Source organism: Kribbella jiaozuonensis (assembly GCF_005233875.1).
Lineage (GTDB): Bacteria > Actinomycetota > Actinomycetes > Propionibacteriales > Kribbellaceae > Kribbella > Kribbella jiaozuonensis.
This window is the reverse complement of the sequence record NZ_SZPZ01000002.1, coordinates 1,160,279-1,173,269: the sequence shown is the minus strand read 5'-3', so window position 1 is coordinate 1,173,269 and position 12,991 is coordinate 1,160,279. Positions and strand designations below refer to the sequence as shown.

The 12,991-nt window shown below is 67.0% G+C and carries 12 protein-coding genes, 3 tRNA genes and 1 riboswitch; of the genes, 8 read left to right on the top strand and 7 right to left on the bottom strand.

The genetic code is table 11. The features are described from left to right. The first annotated feature begins 29 nt into the window (after positions 1–29). Both FDA38_RS17170 and FDA38_RS17165 read left to right on the top strand, forming a co-directional pair. Entirely contained in the window at positions 30–635 is a 606-nt protein-coding gene (locus tag FDA38_RS17170) for a dihydrofolate reductase family protein (RefSeq protein ID WP_137255014.1), read from the top strand. A 286-nt stretch (positions 636–921) separates the two neighbouring features. After that, positions 922–2,199, top strand: coding sequence for a M20/M25/M40 family metallo-hydrolase (locus FDA38_RS17165; protein ID WP_202877703.1), 1,278 nt, complete (start codon positions 922–924; stop codon positions 2,197–2,199). Here FDA38_RS17165 and FDA38_RS17160 read toward each other — a convergent pair. Continuing rightward, on the bottom strand, positions 2,196–3,203 hold the full coding sequence (locus tag FDA38_RS17160; protein WP_137255012.1) for an SDR family NAD(P)-dependent oxidoreductase: 1,008 nt from the start codon (positions 3,201–3,203) through the stop codon (positions 2,196–2,198). The two genes, FDA38_RS17165 and FDA38_RS17160, sit on opposite strands and share 4 nt — an antisense overlap. A 74-nt stretch (positions 3,204–3,277) precedes the next feature. Between FDA38_RS17160 and FDA38_RS17155 the strand changes: the two genes are divergently transcribed. After that, complete coding sequence (locus tag FDA38_RS17155; protein ID WP_137255011.1) at positions 3,278–4,192, top strand: AraC family transcriptional regulator; 915 nt, start codon at positions 3,278–3,280, stop codon at positions 4,190–4,192. Here the strand turns inward: FDA38_RS17155 and FDA38_RS17150 are convergent. Together FDA38_RS17150 and FDA38_RS17145 are read right to left on the bottom strand one after the other, a co-directional pair. Then, positions 4,174–5,139, bottom strand: coding sequence for an aldo/keto reductase (locus FDA38_RS17150; protein WP_137255010.1), 966 nt, complete (start codon positions 5,137–5,139; stop codon positions 4,174–4,176). The genes FDA38_RS17155 and FDA38_RS17150 overlap by 19 nt on opposite strands. A gap of 39 nt (positions 5,140–5,178) precedes the next feature. Next, positions 5,179–5,619, bottom strand: coding sequence for a pyridoxamine 5'-phosphate oxidase family protein (locus FDA38_RS17145; protein ID WP_137255009.1), 441 nt, complete (start codon positions 5,617–5,619; stop codon positions 5,179–5,181). Between the two features lie 96 nt (positions 5,620–5,715). Between FDA38_RS17145 and FDA38_RS17140 the strand changes: the two genes are divergently transcribed. The 4 genes from FDA38_RS17140 to FDA38_RS17125 all read left to right on the top strand — a co-directional run bounded on the left by FDA38_RS17140 (position 5,716) and on the right by FDA38_RS17125 (position 7,016). Further along, positions 5,716–6,591, top strand: a complete 876-nt coding sequence (locus FDA38_RS17140) for a sigma-70 family RNA polymerase sigma factor (protein ID WP_325053087.1) — start codon at positions 5,716–5,718, stop codon at positions 6,589–6,591. Between the two features lie 143 nt (positions 6,592–6,734). Continuing rightward, a tRNA-Gly gene (locus FDA38_RS17135) sits at positions 6,735–6,807 on the top strand. A gap of 39 nt (positions 6,808–6,846) precedes the next feature. Further along, positions 6,847–6,917 (top strand) — tRNA-Cys (locus tag FDA38_RS17130). Positions 6,918–6,944: 27 nt separating this feature from the next. Further along, a tRNA-Val gene (locus tag FDA38_RS17125) sits at positions 6,945–7,016 on the top strand. A gap of 71 nt (positions 7,017–7,087) precedes the next feature. Here the strand turns inward: FDA38_RS17125 and FDA38_RS17120 are convergent. The 4 genes from FDA38_RS17120 to FDA38_RS17105 all read right to left on the bottom strand — a co-directional run bounded on the left by FDA38_RS17120 (position 7,088) and on the right by FDA38_RS17105 (position 11,267). After that, on the bottom strand, positions 7,088–7,879 hold the full coding sequence (locus FDA38_RS17120) for a DMT family transporter (protein ID WP_202877702.1): 792 nt from the start codon (positions 7,877–7,879) through the stop codon (positions 7,088–7,090). Between the two features lie 205 nt (positions 7,880–8,084). Further along, positions 8,085–8,828, bottom strand: a complete 744-nt coding sequence (locus FDA38_RS17115; RefSeq protein WP_137255007.1) for an SDR family NAD(P)-dependent oxidoreductase — start codon at positions 8,826–8,828, stop codon at positions 8,085–8,087. A gap of 16 nt (positions 8,829–8,844) precedes the next feature. Continuing rightward, positions 8,845–9,912 (bottom strand): ribosome small subunit-dependent GTPase A, encoded by a 1,068-nt coding sequence (rsgA, locus tag FDA38_RS17110; RefSeq protein ID WP_137255006.1) that lies wholly within the window; start codon positions 9,910–9,912, stop codon positions 8,845–8,847. Positions 9,913–10,061: 149 nt separating this feature from the next. Then, positions 10,062–11,267 carry a YihY/virulence factor BrkB family protein gene (locus FDA38_RS17105; protein WP_137255005.1) on the bottom strand — a complete coding sequence of 402 codons (1,206 nt, stop codon included), beginning with the start codon at positions 11,265–11,267 and terminating at the stop codon, positions 10,062–10,064. Between the two features lie 18 nt (positions 11,268–11,285). On the opposite strand from FDA38_RS17105, the gene FDA38_RS17100 reads away from it, so the two are divergent. Further along, positions 11,286–12,905 carry an acyl-CoA dehydrogenase family protein gene (locus FDA38_RS17100; RefSeq protein ID WP_137255004.1) on the top strand — a complete coding sequence of 540 codons (1,620 nt, stop codon included), beginning with the start codon at positions 11,286–11,288 and terminating at the stop codon, positions 12,903–12,905. Next, positions 12,903–12,984: riboswitch (ZMP/ZTP riboswitch) on the top strand. Its footprint overlaps the gene before it by 3 nt. The last annotated feature ends 7 nt before the right edge of the window (positions 12,985–12,991 follow it).

Here is a 12,991-nt window from a genome sequence, read left to right as displayed (position 1 = left end):
GAGGGCACCCCGAAGCAAAGGAGAGCCCCGTGGGCAAGGTGGTCATGTACAGCTCGGTGTCGGTGGACGGCTTCGTCGCGGACGAGAACGACCAGCCCGGACCGCTGTTCGACTGGTTGTCCAGCGGTGACGTCGCATTGGACGACAGCGGCATCGTGAAGGTGTCGCAGGTGTCCTACGACTACACCCGGCCGTACTGGGACCAGATCGGGACAACAGTCGTCGGCCGCCACGTCTTCGACATCACCGACGGCTGGGACGGCAAGCCTCCGGCCGGGATCGACCACGTGGTCGTCGTGACGCACCGGCCGGCACCCGAGGGCTGGGACCCCGAGGCGCCGTTCCACTTCGTCGAGGGTGTCGAGGCTGCCGTGGCAAAGGCACAGGAGCTTGCGGGTGACCGCATCGTCGAGGTCGCCGCCGGCGACGTCGGTGGCCAGGTGCTGGCCGCCGGTCTGGTCGACGAGGTGCGCATGGACGTCGTACCTGTCGTGCTCGGGTCCGGCAAGCGCTACTTCGGGTCGGTCGACGCGCAGCACCTCTTGGAGGATCCCGACGAGGTCATTCAGGGCAACCGGGTCCTTCACCTGCGCTATCCGGTGCGTCGCCTCGGGTCTGACGAGCAGAAAGGGTAGGGAAAACCTCTTTCGCGAGCGGCTGACGGGGTGGGTGGTCGGTGCCAGAGTGAGGGCGAGGCGTATACCGTCCGCTCACTCAGGAGGCGCCATGTCTGGCTCCCGTTCGTCTCGATCCTCGTCTTCGGACTCTTCGGACTCCTCGTCGCGCTCCAGCCGCCGGGTGTTCCTGGCCGGCTCGGGGGCTGTGGCTGCCGGCGCTGTTGGCGCCGCGCTGGTTGGAGGCTCGGCCGAAGCGGCCGGTGCAAGTTCAGTTGGGCTGGAGGCAGCGAAGTTCGATGGTGAGTTGCGGAAGTTGTTGCGGAACGTGGATCCGAAGCGGATCGGCGCGACGATTCAGCGGCTGACCGAGTTCGGGACTCGGCATACCTTGTCCAGCCAGACGGATCCGGCGCGCGGTATCGGGGCGGCGACGGTGTGGGTCGGGCAGCAGATGGACGCTATTGCTGCGACTTCGGGCGGGAAGATGACGGTGGCGCGGCAGTCGTTCATCCAGCCGGTCTCCAGCCGGATCCCGGTACCGACCCAGATCACCAACGTCATCGCCACATTGAAGGGGACCGCCTCGCCCGAGCGGTTCTATGTCGTCACTGGTCACCTTGACTCACGGGTGACCGACGTTATGGACTTCACCAGCGACGCGCCGGGTGCCGATGACGACGGGTCCGGGGTCGCGTGTGTACTCGAGCTGGCTCGGGTGTTCGCGACGCATCAGTTCCCCGGGACAATCGTCTTCGCCACGGTCACCGGTGAGGAACAAGGGCTGTACGGCTCCTCCTTCATGGCGCAGCAGATGGCGGGCGCGGGCAACGACGTACAGGGGATGTTCAGCAACGACATCATCGGGGCGAGCAGGTCGTTCGACGGGCACAAGCCTGACCCGTTCACGGTGCGGATGTTCCTGGAGGGCATCCCGACCAACGTGACGGCTGCCCAGATCTCGCTGTTGCAGTCGGCCGGCGGGGAGAACGACGGGAAGGCCCGTCAACTCGGTCGCTTCGTTCACTCGGTCGCGCCGAAGAGCCTGACCGGCATGGACATCCGGCTGGTCTGGCGGCGCGACCGGTTCCTGCGCTCCAGCGACCACGTCTCGTTCCAGAGCCTGGGCTATCCCGCCGCCAGGTTCACCGAGCCGCGGGAGAACTTCAACCACGAGCACCAGAACGTCCAGGTGGTCGACGGCGTGCAGTTCGGCGACCTGATCGACTTCGTGGACTTCGACTACATCGCTCGGGTGACGCGGGTGAACGCGGCGGCCTTGTGGGGGCTTGCCACGTCGCCCGGCACTCCCAAGAACGCCCAGATCCACACGACGCCCCCGGGCACCCTGTCCGGCACCAACCTCACCACGCTTTCCTGGGACGCCAACCCGGAAACGAACCTGACCGGGTACGAGGTGGTGTTGCGGGAGACGACGGATTCCGATTGGACCAGTGCGATTCCGGTCGGGAACGTCACCACGGTGACGCTCGACATCTCCAAGGACAACGTGCAGATGGGCATCCGCGCCGTGGATCGGAACGGGAACCGGAGCCCGGCCGCAGCCCCACAAGCCGTGGCTTAGTGCTTGATCAGCTCCTCGCTGAGGGTCCACAGGCGATCGGCCGACTCGGGGTCCAGCGCGTGCGGTACGACGTACGAGCGGACGTCGTGGTCTGTGAAGTTGATCGGAGTGGGCTCGTCGAGCAGGGAGATCTCGTTGTCCTTCAGGTAGGTGCCGCCGTACGACTCCAACTGCGGGTTGGTCGCGGCGAAGACGGCTGTGCTGGCGCCCTGTGACGGAGTCTTGAGCTCTCGCGCAGGGTCGACGATTTGGTTGCCGGCGGCATCTACCAGGTCCATCGCCTGCAGATCCTCAGTGGTCAGCCAAGGCGTGCGGGTTTCGCCTTCGGCCAGGTGCGGGCCGAGGTTTGTGGTGATGACAATGCCGGGATGTACGGCGTACGCGTGGATGCCGTACTGCGACCACCGGCGTTCGAGCTCCACCGCGAACAGGACGTTGGCAGTCTTCGACTGGCCGTACGCGAGGAGCGGATCGTAGTCGTGGGCGAACTGCGGGTCGTCCCAACGGATGTCGGAGAGGCGGTGACCCCCGGACGTCACGTTGACCACGCGGGCGCCATGAGCCGCTCGGAGGGCCGGAAGTAGGCCGAGGGTCAACTGGAAGTGACCGAGGTGATTGGTCGCGAACTGCGACTCGTAGCCGCGCGCGTCGCGGACGAGCGGGCCGGCCATGATGCCGGCGTTGTTGATCAGGATGTGGAGCGGGCGGCCGGTCGCGAGATAGCGATCGACGAACGCGTCGATGGACTTCGGGTCCAGTAGGTCGAGCTCGCTGGTCTCGACGCGATCGATCCCCGCCAACGCCGCGGCGGCGCTCGAGGGGTTGCGTACGGCAACTGTCACGGAGGCGCCGGCCTTGCTGAGGGCACGGGTGGTCTCGAGGCCGAGGCCGCGATGGCCGCCGGTGACGATCGCGTTCTTGCCGGTCAGGTCGATTCCTGCGAGTACGTCGTCCGCGGTCGAGGCGGCGGTGAAGCCCGTGCCGATGGGGTGCTGTTTCGTCATGCACCCAGCCTGCGGTGCTGGCGGCGTACTCTGAATAAGTATCCGTCCAGATTTTCTTCGCGAGAGTACAGCGCATGGATCAGTTGTCCGAGGTGTTCGAGCTGGTCGAGGTCCGCGGGTTGGTGTCCGGCGGGTTCAACGTGAGCGGACGATGGGTGTCACGCGCTTCGCTGGTCGAGTCGTTCAAGTTCATCGCGGTGGTCAGCGGGCGGGCGGGTCTGATCACGGACGGGATCGACGCGCCGATCGAGCTTCTCCCCGGCGACGTCGCGATCCTCAACAACCGGGCGCGGCTCGAGCTCTCCGGCGGCACGGGCGACGGGCCGGTCCGCGAGGTCGTTCCTGTCGAGACCGGACTGTCGCTCACGGGCTGGAGCACGAACGACGTCATCCTCGGTGGCCGGATCGACCTCAACGAAGCCGGGCGGACGCTGCTGCTCGAGGCATTGCCGCCGGTTGCGCACGTGCGCGCCTCCCCCACCACCGGCGCGAACCTGCGCGGCAGCCTTCACCGGCTGTTCGACGAGGTCGCCGGCCACCGCATCGGCTCGGCGTTCGCGATCCGGCAACATGCCCAGCTGGTGCTCCTCGAAGTACTCCGGACGTACGTCGAACAAGCCGAGCTGCCACCGGGATGGTTGCGCGTCCTGACCGACGAACGCCTCCGCCCCGCCCTCACCCTCATGCACTCGCAGCCCGACAAGCTCTGGGGACTGAACGAGCTGGCGCACGCGGCGGCGATGTCGCGTACGTCGTTCGCCGAGCGGTTCCGCGACGTGGCCGGCATGCCGCCGCGCGCGTACCTCAACCGCTGGCGGATGATGCTCGCCCAACGCGCTCTCCGCGACGCGGACGTCAGCGTCGGGTCACTCGCGACCGAGCTCGGGTACGCGTCGGAGAGTGCGTTCAGTACTGCGTTCAAACGCGAGGTCGGCGAGTCACCCCTGCGCTACCGCTACCGGATCCGCGATCAGGCGTTGTCCAGCTGATCCACCAGGTCGTCGTCGAGCTGGATATCGACCGCGGCCAACGCCTCGTCCAGCTGTTCGAGGGACGATGCACCGATCAGCGGAATGACGTTGTGGTGCAGGAGCCAGGCCAGTACGACCTGGTTCGGGGTGACGCCGAGGTCGTGGGCCGCCCGGCGAAGAGCCTCATAGCGAACGTACGCCGTCGGATGCGCGTAACGGGGCTGGAACGGCCGGTCCGCACGCGCGTACGAGCCACCGAGCAGCGCCTGGTACGCAACGAGCGTCACGTCCGGGTGCTCCGACAGGTAGTCGAAGTGCTCCACACCCGCGTGCTGGTAGTGCGGAGTGCCGTGACGGCGTACACCCTGCAGAGCAGGCGGGTTCGGCCAGAGGAAGCTCGAGTGCTGCTGGATCACGGAGTACTGCGCTACACCCTGGGCAGCCGCGGTCTGCCGAGCACGGTCGAGCCGCCACGTGGCGGTGTTGCTGCAGCCGATCAGGTCAACTACCCCGTCCGCTGCCAGTCGCCCGAACGCGGCGACGGTCTCGTCCAGCGGAGTACTGCGGTCGTCGATATGCGCGTAGTACAAATCGATTTGGTCGACGCCCAGCCGACTGAGACTGCCCTTGACCGCCTCGCCTACGGCAGACGCGCTGAGACCTTCCCAGTGGGCGTCATCGGGATCGCCGGGGACCGTGGTCCGTGCGCCACACTTGGTGGCGATGAACAACTCGTCACGGTTGCCACGGGCCCGCATCCAGCGGCCCAGCAACTCCTCACTGTCACCGCCGTGCCCGTGCCACTGGTTGTAGTTGTTCGACGTGTCGACGAACGTCCCGCCCGCCTCCACGAACCGATCCAGGATCGCGATCGCGGTATCAGCCGGCGTCGACGTACCGAAGTTCATCGCCCCCAGGCAGAGCGCGCTGACATTCCGTCCGTTCCCAAGAGTTCGAGACAACATGCCCTCCACCTTTCCTCCTGGAGCGCACTCGAAGTCAAGTCAGATGAGCCAGACGCCGTCGTTCATGAGGACGCGGTCCTTGAGTTCGTTGGCCTCTCGCCAGGCTTGGATCTTGGTGGGAATGACCCGGAAGAACGGGTAGTTGGCCAGCGGGCGGGGGTCGAAGCCGGCCTTGGTCGCGAAGGACTCGCCTTCCACGTCGGTGACCTCGGTGATTGCAGCCGTGCCGGTGATGTGGATGACGTCGCGGAACTCGCCGATGGTGAGCTGGACCTGCGGGTTCGCCTGCAGGTTGCGGGCGGTCGGGTTGGTGACGGTGGTGGAGAGCAGCAGGGTGTCGGCGGTCCACAGGAACGACAGCGGCATCAGGTACGGCGTACCGTCGAGCGACGCCGTGGATACCCAGGCGTCGACGTCCTCGGCGAACCGGCGCAGCATGTCCTGCTTGCGCTCCGGCAGCGGGCGGGGTGGTGCCGTCATGGCGGGCTCCTGTTCGTTCTGCTGTCACATGCGGTCCGAGTACTTCGTCATCGGGATGACGGCGCTGGGTCGAGTGGTGTGACAGGTGGAATGGTGATGGACATGGATGCGGACGACTGGCTGGCGACACGGTTCGAGCAGAACCGGGACCGGCTGCGGGCTGTCGCTTACCGGATCCTAGGCTCTGAGCCGGAGGCCGAGGACGCGGTCCAGGAGACCTGGATCCGGCTCAGCCGCAGCGACACCGCCACGATCGACAACCTCGGCGGCTGGTTGACCACAGTTGTCGGGCGGATCTGCCTCGATATGTTGCGCACCCGCCGCGGCCGGCCAGAGCTGCCGGTCAGCGACCACTCCCCCGTGCTCGCGGACGACGTCGTACCCGATCCCGAGCTCGAGGCGGTGCAGGCGGACTCGGTCGGTCTCGCGCTGCTCGTCGTACTCGAGACGCTGTCGCCGGCCGAGCGGCTGGCATTCGTGCTGCACGATCTGTTCGCCGTACCGTTCGAGGACATCGCGCCGATCATCGGCAAGTCGCCGGCGGCCGCGCGGCAGATCGCGAGCCGGGCGCGACGGCGAGTTCGCGGTACGCCGGAACCGACCAGTGTGGATGTGGTTCGGCAGCAGGAAGTCGTCAGCGCGTTCCTGGCCGCCGCGCGCAACGCGGACTTCTCGGCGCTGCTCGAAGTACTCGATCCCGAGGTCGTACTGCGTGCGGACGCGACCGCTGCGGAACGCGGGATGGCGGCGAGCGTCACCGGGCACGACCGCGTCGCGCGGGCCTTCACCGGACGGGCACAGGCGGCGAAACTCGTGCTGGTCGACGGCATGCCCGGGTTGGTGTGGATGCAGCGCGGCGAACCGGTCGTTGTGTTCTCTTTCACCGTCGTCGACGGGCGTGTCGCGACGATCGATCTCCGCGGCGATGCCGAGTACCTGCAAACGGTTGATCTGGTGTCTTTGAACGGCTGATCGGACGGCGTGTCGAGTGGACAGGTTCGCTGTGACTCGAGTGACGGATGGGGACCGATTCACGGCGTGGAATCCGGTTTTTGTCCGGGCGGAAAGTGCGCTACTGTTCTGCTCTCGCACCGAGGGAAACTGCTCGGGGTGATGCGGACGTAGCTCAGTTGGTAGAGCGCAACCTTGCCAAGGTTGAGGTCGCCGGTTCGAACCCGGTCGTCCGCTCGGAGAGGGTTCGCCCCAAACTTTGTGGCACGTCTCTTTGGTGGAGTGGCCGAGAGGCGAGGCAACGGCCTGCAAAGCCGTGTACACGGGTTCGAATCCCGTCTCCACCTCGAAACTTCAGTAGTGTTGAGTTTCCTGGACGATTGGCGCAGCGGTAGCGCGCTTCCCTGACACGGAAGAGGTCACTGGTTCGATCCCAGTATCGTCCACGAAGTCGATAGGCGACCCATACCGACGCAAAGCGTCGGCCGGGTCGCCTTCGTCGTGTTGTGCGGCTGCTTCACCTCCTGGCTTGGGTTGTTACGGCCAACAGGAGCAGTACGCCGCCTACCAGGGACATCGTTGACAGGTGTTCTTGGAAGAGGGCTGCACCTATTGCGGTGGCTACTACTGGTTCTAGTAGGGCTACTACGGATGCGGTGGAGGCTCTGAGGGCTCTCAGGCCTGTGTAGAAGAGGGTGTAAGCGAGGGCCGTGGGGATCAGGCCGAAGTAGGCGATCAGGAGCCAGCCGGCGGGGGTGGTCGGTAGGGCGGCGAATGGGAGTAGGAAGGCTGCGCCTGTGACGAAGCCTATGAATGCGGTGGTCAGGGGGTCTGGGGTGTGGCGGTTGAGGATTGTTGTTGCTGAGTAGCCGGTAGCTGAGGCCAGGGCTGCTGCTATGCCTGTGAGGTTGGCTTGGCCGGTGGTGAAGGTCAGGAGGGTGAGGCCGACCAGGGCGACGAGGATGGACTTGGTGAAGCGTTCTCTCGTTGCGAGGGTGATGAGGACGGGGGCGGCGCCGAGCGCTATGACCGTGGCTATGCCTACGCCTACTCGAGGGATGGCGATGAAGTAGCCGAGTTGGCAGAGGGCCAGGCCGGCTCCGCCGACCAGATGGCGCAGTGGGGTTGCGGTGAAGTGCGGTCGGGCGGCTCCTCGGCCTGACAGGCGGCGGGCCAGGGCCAGCCAGAGGGCTGCTGTGGCCAGGCGCCAGAAGGACGTCGCTGTGGGAGTCAGGCCGGCGTGTTGGGTGAGGAGTGCGCCGGTCGGGCCGCCGGTGCCCCAGGCGATGGCGGCGATGACGACGTACATGAGGGCACGTCTGGTGGAGAGACGGGAGTGCATCGGTTGCTCCGGATGTTCGCGGTGAAGGTGGGGCGTCTGCGAACAGGCCGAAGGAGCTCAGGTCAGAGCGACCTGAGCGTTGGGAAGCCGTCCGCTAAGCGGCGGCCGGCGGGCAGATGATGCGATGCACGAGGTGGACAGTAGCTAGTCCACGGAGGCGCGGCGAATGGTTTTACATGCGGAGGTGGGAGGCGCCGTTGAAGTCCAGGACGGTGCCGGTGGCGAACTCGGCTTCCGCGGAAGCGAGATACATGATGGCGGCCGCGACCTCAGAGGGATCGGCTACTCGTTCCAAAGGGCTCTCGAGGCGGCGGCGGTCGTAGCCGTCGCCGGACAGGTTCACGGCGGCCATATCGGTGACCGTCCAGCCAGGGGCAATGGCTGTGACGGCGATGCCTTCGGGGCCCAGGGCTCGAGCAAGCGACTGGGTCAACGACACGATCGCGGCCTTCGAAGCGCCATACGCCGGCTGGTTCGGCTCGCCGCGGAACGCGCCGCGGGACGAGACGTTCACGATCCGCCCGCCGCGGCCCATGTGCCGGACCGCGCACCAGGTGACGTTGGATGGCCCGACGAGGTTCACCGCGAGCGTCTCCGCCCACGCCTGCTGCCACTCGGCGTACGTCGTTTCGCGGATTCGGTGGGGTACGTAGAGGCCGGCGTTGTTGACCAGTACGTCGATGCTGCCCAGGGCTCTTGCGGCGTCGTCGACCATCGACTCGATCGCCGAGGGATCAGCGAGATCGGCCTCGACCATTACGTGGCCTGTGCCGGGGAGCTCCTTCAGTACCTGGGCTGCTGCGTCGGCTGAGGCGCTGTAGTGGACTGCCACTCGGTCGCCTGCGGCGGCGAAGGCGCGGGCCGTCGCCGCTCCGATCCCCCGGGATGCTCCTGTCACCAGCACAGATCGGTTCATGCAGACGATCTTTTCATCAGGGTCGTGGCTTGTGGTCGCGACGGTACGACTTGCTGGCCCGGACCCACTCCTTCTTCATCTCGTTGCGCAGCCGGATGTCCGCCCGACGTGCCATGTACGCCGCCTCGCGCTGCAGCTTCACCCAGCTCTCGTAGCGCCGGTACGGCAACGAGCCGTCGTCCAGAGCTGCTCGCACAGCACAGTCGGGCTCCATCACATGCGAGCAGTCCTTGAACTTGCACCGCTCCGCCAGCGCGGTGATGTCCGGGAACGCCGCTGCCAGCCCCTCCCCTGACTCCTGCAGACCGATCCCCCGCAGCCCAGGCGTGTCGATGACGATCCCTCCGCTGGGCAGCACGATCAGCTCACGCCGCACCGACGTGTGACGGCCCTTGCCGTCCTCACGGATGTCCTGCACGTCCAGGAGTTCCACACCGGCCAGTGCGTTCACCAGTGACGACTTGCCCGCACCACTCGACCCCAGCAATGCCAGAGTGGCATCTCCCGCCACCAGCGCACGTACGTCGTCCATCCCCGGGCCAGTGGTCGCACTGCACACCAGTACGTCGGCGCCGGGCGCGGCCAGCGCGACGTCCTCGGCTACCGAATCGGCGTCACCGACCAGGTCGGATTTCGTCAGTACGACGACCGGCCGTGCGCCGCTCTCCCACGCCAGCGCCATGAAACGCTCGATGCGCACGATGTTCGGCTCCGGGACCAGTCCGACAACGATGGCGATCACATCGACGTTCGAGGCGAGCACCTGCCCGCGCGACGACCCGCCGACCTCCGCCCGGACGATCGCAGTGCGGCGTGGCAGCACCGACTCGACGGTGATGCGGTCGTCGGGCCAGAACCGCAGTACGACCCAGTCCCCCGTACATGGGCCGGCCTGTGCGTCGGCGGCGATCGCGGTGAGCAGTGCGCCGGACCAGCTGGCGCGGACCGGGCCGTCGGTGGTGAAGACTGTCGCCAGGCCCTTGTCGACCCGGGCGACGCGTCCCGGGACCAGCTCTTCCGGGACGGATTGCAAGAAGTCGGCCGTGGAACTGTCGAGTCCCAGGGCCTGGAGTGTGGCTGACATGCGGCGAACCTTTCAGAGGGCCCGGCCGCGAGCTCAGCTCAGCGGACGGACAGTGTCGGAGACAGCAGGCCGTTGGGCCTGGTAGTAGCTCATGGCGGCTGCCTCCCTCCGGTCCGGTCGGTCCCGAGCCAGGGACCGTTCTGATGTGGTCAGACTAGGTCGTCGGTGTCACTCTGCGCACCGGATTTTCCGACCGACGCAGGCTTCCGCTCAGGCTCCTCAGCCGCGGGCTCCTCGTCAACAGGAGCCGCAGGAGCCTCAGGCGCCGCAGCAGCAGCGGGCGCAGGCGGTCGCTCGGCGAGTTCCTCGATCTTGCGCGCCACCTCGGCCTCCGGCCGCTCGTCCGACTCAACCGGCGTCAGCGAGTGGTCGTGGTGCCGCTCCGGCTCAGCCTTCATCACCGGCTCGATCTCGTCCTCGTCGGCGGCGGCAGCCTTCACCTCGGCGACATGCTGCTTGTGCGGCCACAGCCGGTCCACCACGGCATTCAACGCCGCACCTATCAGTACTGCGATAGCTGTCATGTACAGCCACATCAGTACGGCGATCGGCGCGGCCAGCGGACCGTAGATCGACGTACCACCAACGGTGCTCTGCAGGACCCAGCGCAGGACGAAGCTGCCCAGGATCCAGATCGACAACGCCAGGAACGAGCCGGGCAGGTCGGAGACCCACGGCGTCCGGATCGGCACCGACAGGTGGTACAGGGTGTTCAAGAAGCCCGCCGACAGGATCGTGACGACCGGCCAGTACAGCTGGTTCAGGAAGTCGAGCCGATGCGGCAGCAGCGCCTGGACCGCGTCCGGACCGGCCAGCACCAGCGGCAGAACGATCACGCCGATGATCAGCGCCGCGCAGTACAGGCTGAACGACAGCGCGCGGGTCCGGACGATGCCGCGCTTGCCGCCCATCCCGTACATGATCGTGATCGTGTCGACGAACACGTTCAGCGCGCGGCTGCCGGACCACAGCGACAGCACGAAACCGATCGAGATGACGTCCGGCCGGCCGCCGTTCAGCACCTGGTCGAGGGTCGGCGAGATGACGCTCTTGATCGAGTCGTCGGTCAGCGCGCGGGCGGCCAGATCGACGATCTGCTGCTTGATGTCGTTGATCGTCTCGACCTCGAACCATTTGCTCGCGATGTAACCGAGCGATCCGGCGAGCCCGAAGATCAGCGGCGGCAGCGAGAGGATCGCGAAGAACGCCCCCTCGGCCGCGAGCCCCGTGACGCGGTACCGCAAGCACACCCCGACGGTCTGCGTCAGCAGACTCCAGGTCGTCGCGGGGATCCGGCGAACCCATGCCAATGAGAGGGAGCTCCCACCAGTGGGTCCTGCCCCGATACGTGCCATACCGCTTACCGTACTGACATGGCGGACCCATTCGCGGTAACGAATCAGGCTCCCCCACTGCGGGGCGTGAACTTCTTCACCCAGGATGCGGCTCTCGGTGACGCTCTGCGTCCGTACGCCGACCTGGCCGACGACCCCGGTCTACGCCGGATCGGCGAGCTGGCGGGCTCCGAGGAGGCCCGCGCACAGGCCCTCCCGGCGAACCAGAACCCGCCCGTACTGCGCACCCACGACCGGTACGGGAACCGCATCGACGAGGTCGAGTTCCACCCCTCGTGGCACTGGCTGATGGAGCAGGCCGTCGGCTTCGGGTTGCAGGCCGCGCCGTGGACGAGCGATCGGCCGTCGCCGCATCTGACCCGGGCGGCCGGGTTCTACCTGTGGTCCCAGGTCGAGCCGGGGCACGGTTGCCCGATCTCGATGACGTACGCCGCGGTCCCGGCGCTCCGGGCGGACGAGCGCCTCGCGAAGGAGTGGGTCCCGCAGCTGGCGTCGACGGAGTACGACGTACGCCGGTTGCCGGTCGCGGCGAAGAGCGGTGTGCTCGCCGGGATGGGGATGACCGAGAAGCAGGGCGGCTCCGACGTACGGGCGAATCTCACGACCGCGACGCCGGTGGGCGATGACGGTGAGTATCAGCTGAACGGGCACAAGTGGTTCTGCTCGGCGCCGCAGGTCGACGTGTTCCTGGTGCTGGCGCAGGCGCCGGACGGGCTGAGCTGCTTCGTCGTACCGCGGGTGCTTGCCGACGGCAACCGGAACCCGTTCGCACTGCAGCGGCTGAAGGACAAGCTCGGGAACCGGTCGAACGCGTCGTCTGAGGTCGAGTTCCACGGCACGATCGGCTACCGGCTCGGCGATGAAGGTGCGGGCGTGCGGACGATCATCGAGATGGTCGCCGCCACCCGGCTCGACTGTGTCCTGGGCTCGTCGGCGCTGCAACGGAAAGCCCTCGTCGAGGCGATCTGGCACACGCAGCACCGCTCGGCTTTCGGTGGGTTGCTCGCCGACAAGCCGGCGATGCAGAACGTACTGGCCGACCTGGCGATCGAAAGCGAGGCCGCGACCGCCCTGGCCATGCGTCTCGCCGCCGCTGTCGACTCATCGGACCCGAAGGAAGCAGCCTTCCGCCGCATTGCGCTGCCATTGGCGAAGTTCTGGGTATGCAAGCGGACGCCGTTCATGGTCGCCGAGGCGCTGGAGTGTCTCGGCGGGAACGGGTACGTCGAGGAGTCGGGCCTCCCGCTGCTCTACCGCGAGTCGCCGCTCAACTCGATCTGGGAAGGATCGGGCAACGTCAACGCGCTCGACGTACTGCGGGCGCTGCGCCGGCCGGAGTCGCTCGAGGCCTGGCTGGGTGAGATGGCTGCGGTGCAAGGGGCCGACGCACGGCTCGACGCCGCGGTGAACGACGTACTGCAAGCGCTTGCTGACATCGAGAACGCCGAAGCCGGCGCCCGCAGGCTGGCCGCCCAGATGGCCCTTTGCCTGCAGGGTTCGCTACTCGTCAGGCATTCGACCCCGGCCGTCGCAGACGCGTTCGTGGCGTCCCGGTTGGCCAACGACTGGGGTGGCGTGTTCGGCACGCTGCCGCGGACGACACCGTTCGATCAGATCGTCCGGCGCGCGATAGGGTGAGCGCGTCGCGACTGGCGCGCTGAGGTGGATAACCACCGGGGAGCGAAACCCGTCGGCACCGTGCGCCTGGGTGCCTTCGACCGACT

Coding starts and splice junctions, on each gene's coding strand:
- FDA38_RS17160 (WP_137255012.1), bottom strand. CDS start 3,203: ATGACGAAACAGCACCCCATCGGCACGGGCTTCACCGCCGCCTCGACC.
- FDA38_RS17155 (WP_137255011.1), top strand. CDS start 3,278: ATGGATCAGTTGTCCGAGGTGTTCGAGCTGGTCGAGGTCCGCGGGTTG.
- FDA38_RS17150 (WP_137255010.1), bottom strand. CDS start 5,139: ATGTTGTCTCGAACTCTTGGGAACGGACGGAATGTCAGCGCGCTCTGC.
- FDA38_RS17145 (WP_137255009.1), bottom strand. CDS start 5,619: ATGACGGCACCACCCCGCCCGCTGCCGGAGCGCAAGCAGGACATGCTG.
- FDA38_RS17140 (WP_325053087.1), top strand. CDS start 5,716: ATGGACATGGATGCGGACGACTGGCTGGCGACACGGTTCGAGCAGAAC.
- FDA38_RS17120 (WP_202877702.1), bottom strand. CDS start 7,879: ATGTACGTCGTCATCGCCGCCATCGCCTGGGGCACCGGCGGCCCGACC.
- FDA38_RS17115 (WP_137255007.1), bottom strand. CDS start 8,828: ATGAACCGATCTGTGCTGGTGACAGGAGCATCCCGGGGGATCGGAGCG.
- rsgA (WP_137255006.1), bottom strand. CDS start 9,912: ATGTCAGCCACACTCCAGGCCCTGGGACTCGACAGTTCCACGGCCGAC.
- FDA38_RS17105 (WP_137255005.1), bottom strand. CDS start 11,267: ATGGCACGTATCGGGGCAGGACCCACTGGTGGGAGCTCCCTCTCATTG.
- FDA38_RS17100 (WP_137255004.1), top strand. CDS start 11,286: ATGGCGGACCCATTCGCGGTAACGAATCAGGCTCCCCCACTGCGGGGC.